At 50.5% G+C, this 18,993-nt stretch carries 22 protein-coding genes; 8 read left to right on the plus strand and 14 right to left on the minus strand.

Annotated features, from left to right (window positions below; translation table 11 throughout):
* Positions 1–3 precede the first annotated feature (3 nt).
* Both PW844_RS12280 and PW844_RS12285 read left to right on the plus strand, forming a co-directional pair.
* Positions 4–129, plus strand: coding sequence for a hypothetical protein (locus PW844_RS12280; protein WP_299451904.1), 126 nt, complete (start codon positions 4–6; stop codon positions 127–129).
* Between the two features lie 137 nt (positions 130–266).
* Positions 267–992, plus strand: a complete 726-nt coding sequence (locus PW844_RS12285) for an alpha/beta hydrolase (protein WP_299451906.1) — start codon at positions 267–269, stop codon at positions 990–992.
* Positions 993–1,053: 61 nt separating this feature from the next.
* Here the strand turns inward: PW844_RS12285 and PW844_RS12290 are convergent, their stop codons facing one another.
* Complete coding sequence (locus PW844_RS12290) at positions 1,054–1,455, minus strand: H-NS family nucleoid-associated regulatory protein (RefSeq protein ID WP_084879005.1); 402 nt, start codon at positions 1,453–1,455, stop codon at positions 1,054–1,056.
* Between the two features lie 499 nt (positions 1,456–1,954).
* Between PW844_RS12290 and PW844_RS12295 the strand changes: the two genes are divergently transcribed.
* Entirely contained in the window at positions 1,955–3,067 is a 1,113-nt protein-coding gene (locus PW844_RS12295; protein WP_299451909.1) for an alkene reductase, read from the plus strand.
* A 40-nt stretch (positions 3,068–3,107) separates the two neighbouring features.
* Here PW844_RS12295 and PW844_RS12300 read toward each other — a convergent pair whose 3' ends face one another.
* From PW844_RS12300 to PW844_RS12310, 3 genes are all read right to left on the minus strand, one after another.
* A complete protein-coding gene (locus PW844_RS12300) occupies positions 3,108–3,833 on the minus strand; it encodes an SDR family oxidoreductase (protein WP_299451911.1) in 726 nt (241 codons plus the stop codon).
* Positions 3,834–3,908: 75 nt separating this feature from the next.
* On the minus strand, positions 3,909–4,679 hold the full coding sequence (locus tag PW844_RS12305; RefSeq protein WP_299451913.1) for an enoyl-CoA hydratase/isomerase family protein: 771 nt from the start codon (positions 4,677–4,679) through the stop codon (positions 3,909–3,911).
* A gap of 21 nt (positions 4,680–4,700) precedes the next feature.
* On the minus strand, positions 4,701–5,324 hold the full coding sequence (locus PW844_RS12310; RefSeq protein WP_299451915.1) for a glutathione S-transferase N-terminal domain-containing protein: 624 nt from the start codon (positions 5,322–5,324) through the stop codon (positions 4,701–4,703).
* A 133-nt stretch (positions 5,325–5,457) separates the two neighbouring features.
* Between PW844_RS12310 and PW844_RS12315 the strand changes: the two genes are divergently transcribed.
* The gene (locus PW844_RS12315) at positions 5,458–6,336 is read left to right on the plus strand and encodes a LysR family transcriptional regulator (protein WP_299451917.1); all 879 of its coding nucleotides are present in this window, start codon (positions 5,458–5,460) and stop codon (positions 6,334–6,336) included.
* 122 nt (positions 6,337–6,458) lie between these two features.
* Here the strand turns inward: PW844_RS12315 and PW844_RS12320 are convergent, their stop codons facing one another.
* Together PW844_RS12320 and PW844_RS12325 are read right to left on the minus strand one after the other, a co-directional pair.
* Positions 6,459–7,388, minus strand: coding sequence for a DapH/DapD/GlmU-related protein (locus PW844_RS12320; RefSeq protein ID WP_299451919.1), 930 nt, complete (start codon positions 7,386–7,388; stop codon positions 6,459–6,461).
* A 53-nt stretch (positions 7,389–7,441) separates the two neighbouring features.
* Complete coding sequence (locus PW844_RS12325; protein WP_299451921.1) at positions 7,442–8,215, minus strand: helix-turn-helix transcriptional regulator; 774 nt, start codon at positions 8,213–8,215, stop codon at positions 7,442–7,444.
* Positions 8,216–8,349: 134 nt separating this feature from the next.
* Between PW844_RS12325 and PW844_RS12330 the strand changes: the two genes are divergently transcribed.
* On the plus strand, positions 8,350–9,594 hold the full coding sequence (locus tag PW844_RS12330) for an MFS transporter (RefSeq protein ID WP_299451923.1): 1,245 nt from the start codon (positions 8,350–8,352) through the stop codon (positions 9,592–9,594).
* 77 nt (positions 9,595–9,671) lie between these two features.
* The gene (locus PW844_RS12335) at positions 9,672–10,391 is read left to right on the plus strand and encodes a type 1 glutamine amidotransferase (RefSeq protein ID WP_299452046.1); all 720 of its coding nucleotides are present in this window, start codon (positions 9,672–9,674) and stop codon (positions 10,389–10,391) included.
* Between the two features lie 23 nt (positions 10,392–10,414).
* On the opposite strand, the gene PW844_RS12340 is transcribed toward PW844_RS12335, so the two are convergent.
* The 5 genes from PW844_RS12340 to PW844_RS12360 form a co-directional block, all read right to left on the minus strand.
* Entirely contained in the window at positions 10,415–11,125 is a 711-nt protein-coding gene (locus PW844_RS12340; protein ID WP_299452048.1) for a helix-turn-helix transcriptional regulator, read from the minus strand.
* Complete coding sequence (locus PW844_RS12345; RefSeq protein ID WP_299451924.1) at positions 11,122–11,514, minus strand: amino acid-binding protein; 393 nt, start codon at positions 11,512–11,514, stop codon at positions 11,122–11,124. The genes PW844_RS12340 and PW844_RS12345 overlap by 4 nt, the downstream gene beginning before the upstream one ends.
* Positions 11,515–12,000: 486 nt before the next feature.
* On the minus strand, positions 12,001–12,354 hold the full coding sequence (locus PW844_RS12350; RefSeq protein ID WP_299451926.1) for an antibiotic biosynthesis monooxygenase: 354 nt from the start codon (positions 12,352–12,354) through the stop codon (positions 12,001–12,003).
* A 149-nt stretch (positions 12,355–12,503) separates the two neighbouring features.
* Entirely contained in the window at positions 12,504–12,938 is a 435-nt protein-coding gene (locus PW844_RS12355; protein ID WP_299451928.1) for a bifunctional diaminohydroxyphosphoribosylaminopyrimidine deaminase/5-amino-6-(5-phosphoribosylamino)uracil reductase RibD, read from the minus strand.
* Positions 12,939–13,200: 262 nt separating this feature from the next.
* Positions 13,201–14,094 carry an alpha/beta fold hydrolase gene (locus PW844_RS12360; RefSeq protein WP_299451930.1) on the minus strand — a complete coding sequence of 298 codons (894 nt, stop codon included), beginning with the start codon at positions 14,092–14,094 and terminating at the stop codon, positions 13,201–13,203.
* Between the two features lie 1,070 nt (positions 14,095–15,164).
* Here PW844_RS12360 and PW844_RS12365 point away from each other — a divergent pair.
* On the plus strand, positions 15,165–15,899 hold the full coding sequence (locus PW844_RS12365; RefSeq protein WP_299451932.1) for a metallophosphoesterase family protein: 735 nt from the start codon (positions 15,165–15,167) through the stop codon (positions 15,897–15,899).
* 176 nt (positions 15,900–16,075) lie between these two features.
* Here PW844_RS12365 and arsC read toward each other — a convergent pair whose 3' ends face one another.
* Genes arsC through PW844_RS12380 form a run of 3 tightly spaced genes read right to left on the minus strand, consistent with a single transcriptional unit; the run spans position 16,076 to position 18,168 of the window.
* Positions 16,076–16,501, minus strand: a complete 426-nt coding sequence (arsC, locus tag PW844_RS12370; protein WP_299451934.1) for a glutaredoxin-dependent arsenate reductase — start codon at positions 16,499–16,501, stop codon at positions 16,076–16,078.
* 12 nt (positions 16,502–16,513) lie between these two features.
* The gene (locus tag PW844_RS12375) at positions 16,514–17,803 is read right to left on the minus strand and encodes an arsenic transporter (RefSeq protein WP_299451936.1); all 1,290 of its coding nucleotides are present in this window, start codon (positions 17,801–17,803) and stop codon (positions 16,514–16,516) included.
* A gap of 44 nt (positions 17,804–17,847) precedes the next feature.
* Positions 17,848–18,168, minus strand: coding sequence for a transcriptional regulator (locus PW844_RS12380; RefSeq protein ID WP_299451938.1), 321 nt, complete (start codon positions 18,166–18,168; stop codon positions 17,848–17,850).
* A gap of 86 nt (positions 18,169–18,254) precedes the next feature.
* On the opposite strand from PW844_RS12380, the gene arsH reads away from it, so the two are divergent.
* Positions 18,255–18,953 (plus strand): arsenical resistance protein ArsH, encoded by a 699-nt coding sequence (gene arsH, locus PW844_RS12385; RefSeq protein ID WP_299451940.1) that lies wholly within the window; start codon positions 18,255–18,257, stop codon positions 18,951–18,953.
* Positions 18,954–18,993: the final 40 nt, after the last annotated feature.

The raw sequence follows: 18,993 nt of genomic DNA on the forward strand, positions 1-18,993 counted from the left end.
AAAATGAATATTGATACCGCAGGAACAGGTTCGCTGATCATTATTCTGGTGATGGCGGTGGTCACTCTGGTAACCCACTGGGCGGGAGTTTACATTATGTCATTGGTGCCGATCGGTGACAGGGGATAACGGTGCGTGCATGGCATTGCTGACTACGACAATTATCATGCTGTTGCTGAAAAAGCCGTTACCGGCGTTCAGTTGCGGTATCGTCGCGGCAGCTTTAATCAGGAACTTTTAGTTATTCTCACGTAATGGGGATCGCAGTGAAGACGTATCCATACTCAATTGTTCTGATACCAGGTTACATGCTGGATGAGACACTATGGGATGAATTCAGGAAACACTTGCCGCAACAATGGTCCGTCTTTGACGCATCACTGGCCGGTGGCAAAACGATCAGGGAAATAGCCCATGCTATTGCCGATCATCTCCCGTCCAAATTCGTACTGATTGGTTTCTCGCTGGGTGGATATATTGCCAGGCAGCTGGCCGCGGATTTTCCGGACCGGGTGGAATCATTAGTGATCATCGCCAGTTCCCTGCGCGAAGATACCGAACAGCAGATGGAGTCAAAACAGCAAGCCATACAAGCGCTCTCCGCATCAACTTTCAAAGGATTGAGCCGTATATCGATCGCCAAATCACTGCATCCGCATAATGCATCGGATACAAAGCTGATTACGCATATTAAACAGATGGGATGCCGTTTGGGTTACCAGGCGTTTGTCGAACAATCAACACTACGCCGTACTGACGTTCCGGCAGCAACCATCCATTGTCCTGCACTGGTTATTGCGAGTGCCAATGATGGTCTTCGCTCCCTGGATGAAGCGAGCGAATTAGTTGCCGCAATGCCCAACGCCTCACTTCAGATTTTTGACAGAAGTGGGCACATGATCCCATTGGAACAGCCTGAAGATCTGGCTCAAACTATTATCCATTGGCTGAGGGTGTCGGAATCGAATCAGGAGAGAGAGGGCATAAAATAAAACAGTTATGTGGGGAGTTAGCCCCACATAACTGTCAGCAATAATTAAGACTGAAACGTAATTAAATCAGGAAGTCATCCAGTGATTTACCGCTGTCGATGGCAGCTTTAATCGGAGCGGGGGTACGTCCCTGACCAGTCCAGTTTTTTTCCTGGCCGTTTTCATCGGTATATTTGTACTTAGCAGGACGCGGCGCACGTTTGGCACGCGGTTTACCAGCGCCTTGCAAGGCTCCCAGTAATTCATTGGGATCAATACCGTCTTCCAGCAGTAATTCACGATATTTGGCCAGCTTTTCTGCTTTCTCACGAACGGCTGCTTCTTCAGCATGGCTTTCTTCACGACGCTCAGCCACAACCACGCTAAATTTCTCAAGCATTTCTTCCAGATCAGCCAGAGCCAGCTCACGTGCCTGGGCGCGCAGTGTACGAATATTATTTAACGCTTTAAGTGACTCACTCATGGAGATCTCCAAAATCTGAGTTGTTAATTGTATAAAGAAGGTATCTTTTAAAAATAGGATACAGCCGTGAACTGAGTATATACATACACAGCATTACTGAAAAGTAAAACATGGAGGTTAATAAAAAAGACGTTAATTTGTGTCTTTCATGCACAACAATATTTTTTAACAACTGCGGAGACTTTGATCATCGTTCGATTTTTCAGACAAATATTAATCTCAGCGCACAAAAAAATATTTACTTTTGTTATTTTCCACCATTTCGCAGAGAACACAGCACCCGTGTAATCGAGCAGATAATTTATGTGCGAAATGATTACATCCCATTGCACTCTGCGAGCCAGGAAATGCTGAATGTCGATGAGCGCTCAATGAGAAAATACTGTGCTTAAAGCTCATGCCGTATTCCTGAGCGGCATAGCGGTTATGCATGTGAAAGCGTTTCTGGCTTCTCTGTGTCTCTTTATGCTTTTCTCATCATTCAATGAGAGAGCGACAAATGAACACATTATTTACCCCCATAACTGCTGGAAAACTGCGTCTTCAGCATCGTGTCGTTATGGCACCGGCAACGCGGATGCGCACCGATATTGGCGGCATCCCCGGTGATTTAATGGTTGAGTATTACCAGCAGCGCGCCAGTCAGGGGGGGCTGTTGATTGCCGAAGCTACCGCAATTTCACCTTTCGCCAATGCGTATGCCGATGCTCCCGGCATCTTCAATGATGCTCAGACTGCGGGATGGAAACGTGTGGTGGATGTCGCACATGCCCGGGGGGCCCAAATTGTGCTGCAACTGTGGCATCCTGGACGGCAATCGCTACCTGAGCTGTCAGAGGGACATCAACCCGTCGCACCTTCTGCTTTGCTGGCGCGCGATACTTACGGCGTGGGTAAAAATGAAGACGGTAGTTATGAGGGCAAATTGTTCCCTGAACCCCGATCGCTGGATACGCACGAAATCTACGAAATCATAGAAGAATTTCGTCTTGCCGCGGTCAGGGCAAAGTCTGCGGGTTTCGACGGTGTTGAACTTCATGCAGCGAACGGATACCTGCCCGAACAATTTCTTCTGGACGGCAGTAACCACCGTCAAGATGAGTGGGGCGGGAGCCGGCCAAACCGTGCACGCTTCCTGCTGGAAGCTGTTTCAGTGCTGACAGACGTATGGGGAGCGGGTCGGGTGGGGGTGCGTATTTCGCCCAGCGGTATTTATGGTGATATGCACGATACCGATCCGGCGGCGACTTTCAGTTATCTGGCCGGGAAGCTAAATGACGCAGGGCTCGCCTATCTGCATATTATCGAGCCTCGGATTGTCGGGCCTGAAGATCGGGAGACGGGTTACTACGCTGAACCCATTGCCAGTCGTCAGCTACGGGAGTTTTATCACGGCATCATTATCGCAGCAGGTGGCTTCAAGCCTGATGCCGCTGAAAAAATGCTGGATGCGGGTGAGGCTGATTTAATTGCGTTCGGCAGGTTGTTTACCTCGAACCCTGACCTTCCGGTGCGAATCAGGAATGGGCATCCGCTGGCACCTTATCAGCGTGATACCTTCTTTGGCGGGAACGCCCGGGGATATACTGATTTTCCAGCTTATGCGAAATAATTAATGAGGGCAGCCCTATGGCTGCCCTTATCTGTGGGCACTACATCTGAGATACCCCTATCGAAGCGCCGCCATCGACATACAGCGTCTGTCCGGTAATAAACCCCGCCTCTTCTGATAACAGGAAATGAATAGCAGCCGCAATTTCATCAGGTTTCCCGAAGCGTTTCATTGGGACACTGGCGAGATAGCGTTGCTCACCTTCACTGCCCGGCGCATTGCTGGCGCGGAACAGCTCCGTCTCAGTCGGGCCAGGTGCGACGGCATTCACCGTTATGCCCCGCGTAGCCAGTTCCAGCGCCCAGCTGCGGGTAAAGCTGACTAATGCAGCCTTGGCGGCAGCGTATGACGTTCGCTGAGGCACGCCGAGTACCGTCAGGCTGGCAATATTGATAATCCTGCCCCAGCCGCGAGCCTGCATACCCGGCAAGGCAGCCTGAGCTGCTAGCAGCGCGGGATGTAAGTTAACCTTCAGTACCTCATCGAGTACGTCAGGTGTCACATCCGGCATTAACTGTGGGCGCACCAGGCCAACGTTATTTATGACTCCGTCGAGAGTAAATTCAGCATTTAAGTCGCGCATCTTCAGCTGAACTGCCGGAGTATCGGCGAGGTCAAGCGTGATGAAATGGCCGGGATAATCCCGCTCAGGGGCGTGACGGGCAATGCCAATCACGGAGTGCCCTGCCGCTGCCAGGCGTTGAGATAATGCGTAACCAATGCCTTTGCTGGCGCCGGTAATGAGAAATGTTCTTTGCGGATTCATAGCATCCTCCAGTAGATGGAACGACAAAACCGGCGCAGTGATCTGCGCCGGGAAAAATGGATCCTGGGATTGAGGTTAAGACGCAGATGCTGCCTGTAAAGCCACATCGGCAGCACTGATCCCTTCCAGCGCCAGACCGTAACCCGCTCCTTCATCAATGATGCGACGCAATTTCTGTGTCAGGGCGATACGGGTATAACGGCTCGTCAGTGGTGGCAGGGCGGCAAGCGATTCTGCCAGCTGATGGGCGCGTGCCAGCAAGGTGTCACGCGGTAAAATCTCATTCACAACGCCCCAGTCTTTTGCTGTTGCCGCATCCAGCTCCTGACGTGTCAGCAGAAAATAGCGGCCACGCACGCTGCCTATCACTTCAGGCCACAGCAGGTTGACGCCGTCTCCCGGCACAATGCCAAATTCGAAATGAGGCTTGTCCTGAAATACGGTATCGGGTGTTGCCAGTACGATGTCAGAGAGCAGTACGTATTCTGAATGCAGACGTACCGGGCCGTTTAATGCAGCGATCACCGGTACTTCAATGTCCAGCAGATTCATCAGTACCTTTTTGCCTTCACGATAGATTTTGTCGTAGCCACGAGGCGTGAAGAAATCGAACCCGTCCGGGCTGATATTTTCCATAAAGGCATTGCCTGCCCCTGTCAGGATAACCACGCGGTTATCCGGGTCGGCACCGATCTGATGAAACAGTTCGACAAATTCTTCGTGCGTATGGCCGTTAAACAGCAAAGCGCCACCATCGGTGTGAAACATCACTTCCAGTACACCGGTGTCTGAGCGGGTAAGGCGCGCATTGTTGAAGCTGTTACGGTAATTTTCGAGACGGGACATAGTCATTTTCCTTCTGGGTTATCAGGATTCGATTAAGGCGTTCAGTTTTGCGACAGCACGCATGACTGCGGGACGTGCAGATACGGTTGAAAACCAGCGGGTGAGGTTAGGTAGTGTTTCGAGACTGACGCCGGCAAATTCACGTCGCCACATCCACCCGTAATGAGCGATATCAGCGATGGTGTATTCATCACCTGCAAGCCAGGGGGTTTTAGCAAGCTGGCGTTCCAGCAGGCTGGTGACCCTGATGGCCTCAGCGTTAAAGCGTTGCTGTGCCAGTGGCTGGGGTTCACTGGCAAGCCGGGTGAAGAATCCGGCCTGTCCGAATGCCGGGCTGACCGCCGAGGCATGGAAAAAAAGCTGCTCAAAAACCCTGGCGCGGGGCAGTCCTGATGAGGGAAGCAGCAAGGCGTGCTTCTCAGCCAGATAAACCAGAATGGCCGCTGACTCACTCAGCACCGTATCGGTATTGTGGTCAAACAGAACCGGTACTTTGCCGTTGGGATTCAGTTGCAGAAAGTCATGATGTTTTTGCTCACCCTGGCGAACGTTAATAGTGTGCAGTTCCCACGGTTGCCCAAGTTCTTCCAGCAGGATGGCGGGTTTAATGCTGTTGGGTGTGGCGAAGGCGTAAAGTTCGTACATAGTCTGGCTCCACATTTGGCGGGTTAGCGGGCTGTTAATTCAGCCGCGTTGTCGTTGAAGTGGAGTATCTGCTAATGTCATGGGGCATGGCAGATGGCCAAAAATCATAATTGCTATTCCTGGGAGGAATACCATGGATCGCTTTCAGGCGATGCAGATGTATGTTCAGGTTGTTGACGCAGGTTCGTTTTCGGCAGCGGCGCGCATACTGGATATTGGTCAGCCCGCAGTGTCGAAGACCATCGCTCAGCTGGAAAAGCATCTCGAAGTCCGTTTATTGCTGCGAACCACGCATGGGCTAACACCAACCGAAGCGGGGCAACGATTCTATGAACGCGTCCGTATTGCTTTGCAGCAAGCGGAAGAAGCGGAGATGGCAGCGCGCGGCGCTGACAAGGGGCTTTCAGGCATATTGCGGGTTGCCGCCGCACCGACCTTTGCCCGGCTTCATGTCATTCCGCACCTGCCAGAATTTATGTCGCAGCATCCGCAGCTGAAAATCGATATCAAACTCGACGACCGCCCTATCGATTTGGTTGCGGAAGGTATCGATATCTGTCTGCGGATGGGAACCCTGCAGGACTCAGGGGCCGTGGCGCGCAAGCTGGCAACCTCACCACGTTCGGTACTGGCAACGACGGAGTATTTAACCCGTCACGGTTACCCGACGCATCCGAAGGCGTTGAATCAACATGAAGCGCTGGTTTTCAGCCAGCTGACTGATGCGTGGCAGTTCAGCCGGGGAAATGAGGTAGAGAATGTCGAGTTAAAAGGGCGACTGCATCTCAGCGCAGCGGAAGGGGTCCGGGCAGCTGTGCTGGCGCATATGGGGATAACCGTTGCGTCAGACTGGATGTTTTCTCAGGAAATAGCCGACGGAACCGTCGAGCGATTGGTCAGCGACTGGACATTGCCAGACATAGATCTGTGGGCAGTTTTTCCTGGCGGACGTATGGCAACCGCCAAAGCCCGCCAGTTTGCGGCGTTTGTTGAGAGCGTGATACAGGGGTAATTTGCGGCGCGTGAACCGCTCCAGAATAGATGGGGCCCGCTCACGCATAAAGCCTTCTCCATCAGGCGTTTTACCAGACTACAGCATGTTGTTTACCAACATCAGCATCTGTTATCTGGTCTTCAGTCATTCTGATGCAGGATGCTATTTACTCCTCCCCAGACACTGCTATCCGTTGATAACACCTCCACTGTGCCCGTGAGACTATTCCGGCGGAATAACAGATTATTTTTACCTGATAAATCTCGTGCATAGCTGACCGTTCCATCTGGTAAAGTCACTTTGGTGCCGGACGTCACGTACAGACCGGCCTCGACAATACATGAATCACCGAGAGAGATACCTATCCCCGCATTGGCACCCAGCAATGAGCCTTTGCCGATGCGGTTTTTCTGTTTTCCACCGCCGGAGAGGGTTCCCATGATAGATGCCCCGGCACCGACATCACTGCCATCTTCAACCGTGACGCCAGGGGTTATTCGTCCTTCAACCATGCACTGTCCTAACGTGCCCGCATTAAAGTTAATAAAGCCTTCATGCATCACTGTCGTGCCCTGAGAGATATAAGCGCCGAGGCGAACTCTGTCGGCATCAGCAATACGAATACCGGAAGGAATGACGTAATCAACCATACGGGGAAATTTATCAATGCTGAAAACATTGAGCTGATGATAGTCCCCGGCGACAAGGTGTCGCAGTCGTTGGACATCATCAGGAAATACCGGGCCTGCCGTTGTCCAGGCAATGTTTGGAAGATACTGAAAGAGCCCTTCAAGGTTAATTTCGTTTGGTTTGTATTCACGTAAAGACAGCAGGCAGAGTCGGAGGTAAGCATCTTCTGTAGATATGATGTCTTTTGAAATATCAATCTCAATTTCAAAAGGTTCGCACCGAATGATGTTATGTTTCACCGCGAGGCAGGAACGATTTTGGAATTCTCCCTGCGGATAATAGGCATCAATCGTTTTATTCGTCTGGATATCAACGTAGCGGTTACCGTTTCGTTTAACTCTATTTTCCATCGTTTTTGTTTCCTGTTCAGGTTCAGCCACTGAAAATTTTGTTCCTTACGGGTAAAAACCTCTGGTTTCTGTAACGACACAATTTACGTCAAAAATTCACGTGGGGTTGTGCCCAGTGTGGAACGGAATGTTGCGGTAAAAGCAGCAGGGCACGAAAAACCGAGCTGATAAGCGACCTGTTTGATGGGAATGCCATTGGAGAGCAGATCGAGCGAAGTGCAAATCCTGGCCCTCTGCTTCCAGGTTCTGAAGCTGAAACCAGTGTCCCGAATAAACAGGCGAGAAAAAGTGCGCTCCGACATGGCCGCGATATCAGCCAGGTCGCTCAATGACGCCTCCCAACGGTGGTTGACAAGTAACTCCCGCGCAGCACGCGACAAACGTTCATCCTGCGGCATAGGCAGCTCGGCTGACAACTGTTCTGCTTCACTCAGGATTTCCATTAACAAAAGGGCCATCGTCCGGTGGCTGGCTGCCTGATACTCATCACTGAACAGCCCGGTTATCAGTTCTTTCACCAACGCCGTAGCCGTAATCACATGCACGTAGCTGCTTTTTGTAAAGCTGGTGCAGGCCTCAATCAGGCTGCGGCTGAAATAAATGGTGCGGAGTTCAGTGTGTGAAAGCAGGCTGTAGCTGTGCTCCTGAAGCGGCGGCAGCCAGAGCGCCCGTTGGGGTGGGATCACCCAGCGGTTCTCTCCGGTTTCAACCAGCATCACCCCCCGGGTCGCAAACAGTAGCTGTCCCTCTACATGGTAATGAGGGAGATCCACCTCACCCCGTCTGTAACTTTTGGCGAGTTTCGACCATCCAATCGCCTCGTCGTGTCTTGGCGCTTTGTCTACATTGTTTGGCATTTCAGATTAAGGCCCTGCAATTATGATTATCCTGCGGTTGACGTCCAGACCGGTAAAACACCGCTATCAGGGACAACTGTAGCAATAAACACAACCTCAAATCGAATCACCTTCATCTGCAAAGAGATATGTATATGGCTTCAATTTCATCCGGCTCCGGTAATACTTCAGCGACGACTGCTGATAAAACGCCCGGGCCAGCTCAGGGTTTTTTAGTCAGCATTGTGGGAGCAACGGCACTGGCTCATGGATGTAACGATATGATCCAGGCAGTGCTGCCCTCCATCTATCCGATGCTTAAAGCCAGTTTTACGCTCTCCTACACCCAGATTGGCCTGATATCTTTGGTTTATCAGTTAACCGCCTCTCTGCTGCAACCCTGGGTGGGACTTTATACCGATAAACATCCCAAACCCTTTCTGCTCCCCGCGGGGATGGGGGTGACGCTTCTCGGAATTGGATTGCTGGCCATTGCCGGTAATTTCATGATGATTTTAGTGGCCGCTGCGCTGGTGGGGGTGGGGTCATCAACTTTCCATCCGGAGGCATCCCGTGTCGCACGCATGGCGTCAGGTGGACGTTTTGGTACCGCTCAGTCTGCCTTCCAGGTGGGTGGGAACGCGGGTTCCGCTTTTGGACCATTACTGGCAGCGCTGCTCATCATCCCTCATGGTCAATTGTCCGTGGCCTGGCTTATGATTTGTGCGCTTATCGCCATTGTCGTTTTGACGAAAATCAGCCGGTGGTCAGTACAGCATGGCCACGCACATCTGGCACGCCACAGTAGCGTGCCTCTGCAAAAATTAACCAAAGGTAAAATGATTCAGGCGCTGGCCGTCGTCGGTATTCTGATGTTCGCCAAGTTTACCTATATCGCATCACTCAGTAATTACTTCACTTTTTACCTGGTTCAGCGTTTTAGTCTGCCGCTGCAGCATGCCCAGATGTGCCTGTTTGCATTCCTTGCCGCTGTGGCTATCGGTACCTTTGCAGGTGGGCCGGTAGGTGACCGCATTGGCCGTAAAGCTGTTGTCTGGCTGTCATTCCTTGGCGTGATCCCTTTCGCCTTAATCCTGCCGCATGTGGATCTTCTGTGGACGATAGTGTTGACCATCGTCATCGGGCTTGTGCTGTCCTCAGCTTTCGCTGCGCTGGTTGTCTACGCCCAGGAAGTGGTTCCCGGCCGGGCTGGCATGGTCGCCGGAATTATGTTCGGCACGATGTTCGGGGTCGGTGGCCTCGCAGCTGCCGGTCTGGGCAAACTGGCGGATATGTACGGTATCGCCTGGGTGTACGGCTTATGTGCTTTCCTGCCGTTACTGGGCTTTGCGACCTTATTTATGCCCGAGACCCGTACAGGGCAGAAAAAAACGGCCTGACCACGATCTTTTTCCGGCTGCAGGCGCGGCCGGGTTAAAGCCGGTAGCAATCGAAGCATTCAATGGAGCAATGGCGGATGCGCATACATTTTATCGTACATGAATATTTTGAAGCCCCAGGAGCCTATGAAACCTGGGCGAACAAGGCGGGACATCAGGTGACTTTCTCCCGCGTTTATCTGGGAGAGACACTTCCGAATGATGTGACTGGCATTGATTTTCTGATTGTCATGGGAGGACCACAGGACCCCGCTACGACACGCGAGGCCTGTCCTCATTTCGATTCCGTCGGCGAACAGGCGGTGATTGCCGCTGCGGTGGCGGCGGGTAAGGTCGTGATAGGCATATGTCTTGGCTCCCAGTTGATTGGCGAGGCCCTGGGTGCCTCTTTCAGCCACAGCCCTGAGAGGGAGATTGGAAAATTTCCTGTCACGCTGACAGATGCGGGAAAAGCGCATCCTCTGTTCTCGCATTTCGGTGATGTTTTAGATGTGGGACACTGGCATAACGATATGCCCGGGCTGACGCAGGATGCGCAAATCCTTGCCTTCAGCGAAGGTTGCCCACGGCAGATTGTGGCCTATAGCGACCGTGTTTTTGGTTTCCAGTGCCATATGGAGCTAACAACGGATGTTGTGGAACGACTGATTCAGCATTCCGAACATGAACTCAGTCGGGCCGCAGAATACAGGTTTGTGGATACGCCAGAGACCTTGCGCAACCATGATTATGATGAGATGAATCAGGTGCTGTACGCGTTTCTGGATAAGGTCTCCGCTGTATACCTCGGCCACTAAACCCGCACAGGCAATATTTGAGTTCAGATGAAACTCAAATTAAAGAGGCGGCCCATGCCAATTCTGCCACTGTCGGTCATGTTCACTTCGCGGTACCCGTGGATGCGGGTTATCCATTCTTTCTTAAGAAAAAGATCCATGAGTGCCGCGCCCGCATTACCGCCCAGATGGAAACCTCTTTCGCTCCAGTCAAGACAAGGACAGCAGGGCTTACGGCGAGAGTGTGAGTTAAGTACCACACCAAGTTTCTCAAAATGGTTTTTGCCTGCCAACGTCAGCGCCGAACCATCAGCTTCAAGCCACTTCTCCCGCAGCATAAACTCATAAATATTCACTGCAAGCTCGCCCGCCAGATGGTCATAGCAGGTGCGAGCATAGCGAAGAGATACCGGCGTGCTGGACGCAGGAGCCTTGGGAGTTTGCATGGATACCCCCATCAGGTTTTCCAGCAGTCCGGCGATATGATGGCCCGCAAGGCTGTAATAACGGTGACGCCCCTGCGTTAGACAAATAACCAGCCGATTGCTGAGGAGCCGACTGAGATGTCCGCTGGTAGTGGATGCGGCAATGCCAGCCACTGCGCTGAGTTCAGTGGCTGTCCACGCGCGCCCATCCATCAGGGCGCACAGAATACTGACCCTTGATGGGTCAGATATCGCAGAAGCAACCATTGCCATTGATGTTTCAAGAGCATCGTCCGGTTCAGAATCACGCTGACTGTTATGGAGATTCATTTCGAAGGTATTGCCCATTTTTGAGTAACTTCAGCCGCCCGAATATCATCATCCGTCACCAGAATGAGTCGGTTACTGTGGTCGCTGTACTGTACCAGAATATTAATACCATGCCTGGCAAGGGTGGCAGCGATTTCTCCCAGCTCTCCAGGCCGTTCCTGAGGCAATTTTCTTATCACAGGTTGCCTGATGCTACTGACGTCAAAGCCAGCATCTGACAGTACCTTACGGGCTTTTTCACCGTCTTCAACAAGGAAATGCGCGTGTCCGGCATCGGGCGCTGAAAATACTCCGCCGCCTTCAAGCCCCACACCATTCTTGCCCAGCACAGTACCAAGTGAAGCAAGCGAGCCCGGGGTATTGCTGAGAATAACGTGAATGTCATACATGCTGATGTGCCTCCTTGTCAGAACAGTAGTCACGGAATGTCTATCCACATTGATAATGTCACCCTGATTTCCCGGTTTTGAATGTCACTTTCTGCTGCTTTCTGATGAAGAGAAAAGGGCAGGGTATTCCCCGCCGTCGCCATGCCCGCCCAGCCAGAACCGAGTTAACTGCCCGAGCTGCTCCGAATCGCGCCCGCCTCCCCGGCATATGCCGGGCGCCAGCACCTCCCGCCCCGCCCGCCCCGCTGTCCGGCCAGTTTCAGCACGCGCCCAGTCTCTAGTATCAACGATACACCCCGGCGACGCGGCGAGCTTATCGAATACCCGATATTTCAACATTCTGCGCCATAGCGGAAAGCCAGCGTACCGTCAAGAGGACATGCCCCGGATTCTCACCGCGGGCATGCTGAACCACGGCCGCTCACCAGACCGCAAGGCATCACCACACCCGGAGCGTCAGCGTGAGCCAGCCCCAGCACGAATATCTCAGCCCGCTCCGGAGGGCACGAACAAAGGCGGGGGGGGGGGGGAACGAATAACGGAAGGGGGGCGGTCACGGAATACACGGGCAATGCGTATTCTGTAGAATGAAAAAATTGACTGCTTACCTTCTTTCTGTGCTGCCTTATGCATAACATTTTGCTTCCATCCGGCGACAGACTCTTCATCTTCCCACCATGACAACGAAAGGATTTTTCCCGGCGTATTCAGGCTCTGAAAGCGCTCAATAGAAATAAACCCTGGTGTGTCTGACAATAAAGGCCTCAGCTCAGCAGCAAGCTGAAAATATCTTTCCTGAGCCTCAGGCAGGGCATCTGCCTCGAAAAGTACCGCAATCATGTGTCCGCTCCATCGTTAATTTCAGGTTAGTTTATTGCTGACGGAGGCAGGTTGCTTCGGTCAGCACCGAAGGATGCATGTGCGTTAGAAGGCTGTCGGGATGGAAAGAGAACGAGGTGCGAGGGACAGTTTTGAAATTTGCAGGCGGCCTAATATGACCTCACCAAATAAGGTGACAGAAAATCCTCTACTTCTTGCTTGCCGATACCTGTCGTATAGCTGATACCTGCATTCTTTAAAATATTGAGTCCTTTCCCCCTGTTTCCTGGATGCGGATCTTCAATAGCAACAGAGATATGTTGTGGCTTCAACTCAGCGAGTGTTAAAGCACAGGAGGGGGTTCTGCCTTGAAAGGAGCAGGGTTCAAGCGTGACAAATATTTCACATTCACCAATTGGAAAGGTTAGTTTTGAAATGGCGTCTATCTCAGCGTGATGGTGGCCTGGAGATTGTGTGAAACCTTTGGAAACCACTATACCTTTATGGACAATCACGCATCCTACAGGTGGATTTGGTCTGCATAGTGGTAACGCCTGACGGGAGTATTCAAGCGCCAACAGCATGAATTCCAGCTTTTCGCTCATACATTTTTTCTGCCTGAGTATGTAAGTCATAGATTTACGATTTTTAAGGTATCAGGCATAAATGTCCATAATTCAGATTAATTAAATAACAGCTATGGCCACGCCCGTCGATTAACAAGGATTGATGCCAGGAATGTCCGCTCCTGGCACTCAGGTGATGCAGGAAAGGCCACAGGCAGCTTTGAGCGAGGAGCGGAAGTTTGACTTATGGGAAAGGTTATTTCCATGGCATAAAACATTACATCCCTTATCTGAACTTCATTCATGAAGCCAGGACTGCGAAATGTTTCCTCACGCTATCCGTAAGCTCAAAAATACAACTGAGATGCGTGCTGCTTTCCACAATGTGACTGCTTAAATTCGAATTTCCGCTACTCTTAAAAAAATCATCCATTTGGCTCACATCAAACAGTTCATCCTGCTCAGCAAGCAAGATTATTACTGGAAACGAGAGCTTTTTAAGTTGCCTTGCAGGGTTGCGGGGGGTCAGGGCATTAGCCATATTTACGCTATACACCTGAACAAAATCAGGTCTTGAGCTAATAATCTCCTGGGGAAAATTAAGCTTCACACCAGCACGATGCCCCCCAAAAAAACCTGCACTGAGCGCATTGAATATGAAAGCCCAGCGGTTAACTGACGCAAAAGGAATGGACAAATCCGTGTGTAAAGCCGGTGGTGAAAAAGGACCAAGTGCAGGCGCGAGCAGAAGTAGACTGTCTACCTTTCGCGATAGGACGTGCTGGGTGAAGTAATTTATCAGCATACCACCGCCGCTGGAGTGCCCAAGCAAGTGAATCCTGGCATCTGTGTAAGAGGTGTGGACATAGTCAATAACAGTATCCACATCCTGCCAGATTTGGCCAGGGCTTAAAGCATCGCCCCTGTGCCCACACGAACGACCGTGCCCGCGAATATCGACAAGACAGACGCAGACGTGTAAAGCATAGCTCAGTTGTCGTGCCAGAATATCGTAACCTGCATCAGAGTTAACCCCACCACCGTGGTACACGATAAGAACTTCATCTACTACCGTTTTGGGCTCATATACCCTGATATACAATCCACTGATTTGTACTTCGCTAATTTTATCCGGGTAAGGTAACAAATCGTTGAGCTGCTTATAGCGCTCCTTAAAGCGGGTGAAGTCAATCACGCCATAAATTCCTTGTTAATAAGGCCCACTGCCTGTGAAGTTGTGAAATGAAGCATGCACTATTTTTTGTAGGTACGGGACAGCTTTTGACAAAAAATACTTACTGGTATTGCCACACGCCACATCAGCGCGACCCTGCCGCGTGCCGTCCGCTCCTGGCACATCGGGGAGCTAATCAAGGAGAGCGATTTCTCCTCTTAGCGAGCAGCCAGCATCTCATTTTACGAGGGCTGAGGCTTCAGCATTAGGATTTGGTTATGAGATGATTGCAGAAGTCGAAGCGGATTTAAAATACAAGGTGTTGTGTCAGGGGGGTTAAGTTTTAATGTGATTTAAGGTTTTTTATAATTGGATAAAGCATGAGTAGTGGTATCGATAATAATCCACAAAGCATGTATACTAAAATAAAAACATTCCATGAGGGACCGTTCAGAGTAAAATAATAACTCCACGTTTCTTTTTTCATTACTATTAGTGCTAACTTATTTGTAACAAAAAAAGAAAATGGGTACGTGACTGCACTTATTGTTAAATAGGCGGCAATATACGGAATATAAGGTATATATGCAGGGAAGATTAATCCATCGTGTAGATCTTTCAGAATGTTGTAAACAAGATATCCGAAACCAATAAAACCCCAAAAACAGTGTCTAAAATAACATTTCCCGGTCATTTCATATGGTTGTTAATTGATTTGTTCAATGGATTTTATCTGAAAGGGATAAGAGTGGCAAGCACGTAAGACAAGCACGCATAAAATTCAAAACCTCTTAAGGTGGCTTGAACTGCTCTCCGCTAACTAACTGAGACTCATGTTAGTAATTTCCGCTTCTGGCACAACTCTGCCAATCAACAGAACAACCTGTCTGCTAAGAGCGTTCAACGAACACGGCCGGTTCAGGCTTATGCCTTAGAAATTTAATGCTGCTAAAAATGAGGATGAGATATCATAATCACAGATAAGGGCATTTGTATCGTAATCAGATAACTAGCAATTTGAATAACCCTATACGCCCTGCAAATTGTCTGGGTAGCTGCTTTAAAAATAATAACTTCACAAGGAAAGTCACATGAAACTTGCAGTAATTTCAGATATCCATGGAAATCTTGCAGCCCTGGAGGCTGTGCTGACGGACATACAGTCTCAAAAAGTCGATCATATTCTGAATCTGGGTGATATCGTGTCGGGAGGGCTATTTCCTGCAGAAACTGCTGAAAGGCTGATGCCTCTTCATTTTCCAACTATACGAGGTAATCACGAACGGCAACTCCGTGAACAGGATTTTTCAGATATGAGCCTGTCTGACAGGCATGCGTTTGAACAGCTTAGCCCTGAACATTGGCAGTGGCTCAAACAGCTGCCAGCGGAGTTAACTTTTAGTGATGATATTCTGATGGTGCACGGCGTTCCGGGTAATGACCTCATTTATCTTCTCGAAGAAGTTACAGCCTCCGGCGTACGACAGTCGCCTGAGGCGCGCGTATTGTCGCTTGTGGCAAATACCCACGCATCACTGATCCTTTGCGGACATACGCACATTCCCCGTAAATTGCAGTTGGCTGATGGTCGACTTATCGTTAATCCCGGCAGTGTAGGGTTACAGGCCTATGATGATGACACTCCCTATCGGCATGTCATGGAAAGCGGTTCCCCACATGCACGTTATGCAATTTTGGAGAGACATAACGGAGTATGGGATGCTGAGTTCAGGGCGGTGGATTATGACTGGGAGTCGGCTGCGACAGTAGCGATCAGAAATAATCGCCCCGACTGGTTGAACGCATTAAAATCAGGGCGAATGTAGAAATACTAAGATTTACTTTTACCGATTCTGGCTCTTTGTGAGTTTCGTTCACCTGCCGTCTGCACTAAGCCGGCTATCTGCTTAGTGAGTCATGGCTTCTGTAATGAGCGAACAGCGGACGTCCACATTTAGTGACAGACGCCGGGATGTGGTGAGAGTGATATGCAGTGGACTGATTACTTAACTCGTTTACCGTCTTCATCAACCACTTTTTCACCATCCTCTTTTGTAAAAGGGCCTTTCTGGTTTTCTGGTAGAATATCCAGCACCGTTTCTGAAGGACGACAAAGACGTGTGCCAAGCGGTGTCACCACCACTGGTCGATTAATCAGGATTGGATGCTGAAGCATAAAATCAATCAACTGTTCATCTGTAAACGTGTTCTCGGCAAGACCCAATTTCTCATAGGGTTCAACGTTCTTACGCAACAATGCGTGCACGGTAATTCCCATATCTGAAATGAGTTTAATAAGCTCATCGTGGGTCGGTGGCGTAACGAGATAATAAATAATATTTGGTTCGTTACCGCTGTTACGGATCATCTCCAGCGTGTTACGTGAGGTTCCACAGGCCGGGTTGTGATAAATGGTAATGTTGCTCATATCAGTATCTCATTACAAAGTGACAGAGAGCCGCCACGCCAGCGCGGCCAGAGTGACAAACAGCACGGGCAGGGTCATGATAACGCCGGTGCGGAAGTAATATCCCCATGTGATGGTCATATTTTTTTGTGTCAGAACATGCAACCACAGCAGGGTAGCCAGACTACCAATAGGGGTGATTTTCGGGCCTAAATCGCAGCCAATCACATTGGCATAAATCATCGCTTCTTTGACGACGCCGGTCGCGGCACTCCCGTCAATCGACAGTGCGCCAATCAGTACCGTTGGCATATTGTTCATCACAGAAGAGAGAAAAGCTGTCAGGAAGCCTGTACCGAACGTTGCGGCCCACAACCCCTTATCTGCCAGAAGATTCAACACGCCAGACATATACTCCGTAAGTCCGGCATTGCGCAGGCCGTATATCACCAGGTACATGCCCAGCGAGAAAATCACGATTTGCCAGGGCGCACCGCGCAGCACTCTCCCGGTATTAATGGCATGGCCCCTCTTCGCCACTACAAACAGCACTGCTGCGCCAGCTGCTGCTATCGCGCTGACAGGTATTCCCAGCGGCTCCAGTACAAAGAACCCTACCAGAAGCAGTAACAGAACAATCCAGCCTGCCCTGAACGTCGCCAGGTCCTTTATCGCACTCGCAGGCTTCTTCAGCAGTAAAACGTCATATGTCGCCGGGATATCATTGCGGAAGAATAAATGCAGCATGACCACTGTGGCTGCAATGGCTGCCAGATTCACCGGGAGCATAATTGAGGCGTACTGCGTAAAGCCCAGCTCGAAGAAATCCGCCGAGACGATATTTACCAGGTTAGAAACAATCAGCGGCAGACTGGCGGTATCTGCTATAAATCCAGCGGCCATAACAAAGGCCAGTGTCGTGCCTTTGCTGAATCCCAGGGCGAGCAGCATCGCAATCACAATCGGTGTCAGGATCAATGCTGCGCCGTCGTTGGCAAATAGTGCAGAAACAGCGGCACCGAGAAGTACTATCCAGGTAAACAGCACACGGCCACGTCCGTTACCCCAGCGGGAAACATGCAGCGCGGCCCATTCAAAGAAACCGGACTCATCGAGCAGCAAGCTGATGATGATCACTGCAATAAATGCCGCTGTTGCGTTCCAGACGATGTTCCAGACAACGGGGATATCATCAATGTGGATGACTCCCGTTCCCAGAGCCAGCACGGCCCCGATACTTGCGCTCCAGCCAATACTCAGGCCTCTGGGTTGCCAGATGACCAGTATCAGCGTCAGTAAAAAGATACTCCCTGCAAGAAGCATTACAGACTCCATTATATATGATTTAACATATGTATTTTGCCATTTCAGCAGGAGGAGCAGGCTGATTTACCCAGCCATTCGCGCACATCATCCCGCAGACACTGCCAGGACGACATGATCGTTTCAGCCGCCCACGCCGGTATGTGGGGTGACAGACGATAGTGGATCCATTTCCCTTCCCGGCGATCAAGAACTAGCTCAGCTTCTCGAAGAATAGCCATGTGGCGCGAGATTTTAGGCTGAGATTCGGTGGTGGCCGCGCAAATATCGCAGACGCATAGTTCTCCAGACTCTCGGAGAAGCATGACAATGGCGAGGCGGGTTTCATCTGACAGAATTTTGAAAAGCTGAACAGGCACTAGCATTTTTTACTCCGTTCCCTTTAGAATATACATATGGTAAATCATATGTATTGAGTTTGAAACTACCAACCCATTCCGGAGGATAAAAAATGGAGCAATTTCCTGCCCTGAACGCTGACTGTTTTGATCATCACATCGCTGAGCGCCTTCATGTACAGGAGCAGCCACGGATCCTGATTTTGTATGGCTCTTTAAGAGAGCGTTCTTACAGCCGTTTTGCAGCGGAGGAAGCGGGTCGTCTGCTGACGGCGATGGGTGCAGAGGTCAGACTGTTTAACCCTTCCGGTTTGCCCCTGCCAGATGATGCCCCGGATACACACCCTAAAGTCACCGAGCTACGCGGACTGGTCAGATGGTGTGATGGGATGGTGTGGAGTTCCCCGGAGCGGCATGGAGCAATGAGTGCAATTATGAAAGCGCAGATAGACTGGATCCCCTTAAGCGAAGGTGCTGTTCGTCCTTCCCAGGGAAAAACCCTTGCGGTGATGCAGGTCTGTGGCGGTTCTCAGTCCTTCAATGCCGTGAACCAGATGCGCATTCTAGGCCGGTGGATGCGGATGTTCACTATCCCCAACCAGTCCTCAGTTGCAAAAGCCTGGCAGGAATTCGATAAGAACGGGCGAATGAAACCTTCGTCCTGGTATGATCGTATCGTCGATGTCGTCGAGGAGTTGTTTAAAATTACGCTGCTGCTCAAGGGACAAACTGATTACCTTGCCGATCGTTACAGCGAACGAAAAGAAAGCCATCAGGAACTTTCATTCCGCATCAATCAGGAAAAAGTATAGAGTTCCCTGTTCTTATATTCACTCCGAATGTATTCAGTAA

The organism is Pantoea sp., assembly GCF_028283705.1.
GTDB lineage: Bacteria > Pseudomonadota > Gammaproteobacteria > Enterobacterales > Enterobacteriaceae > Pantoea.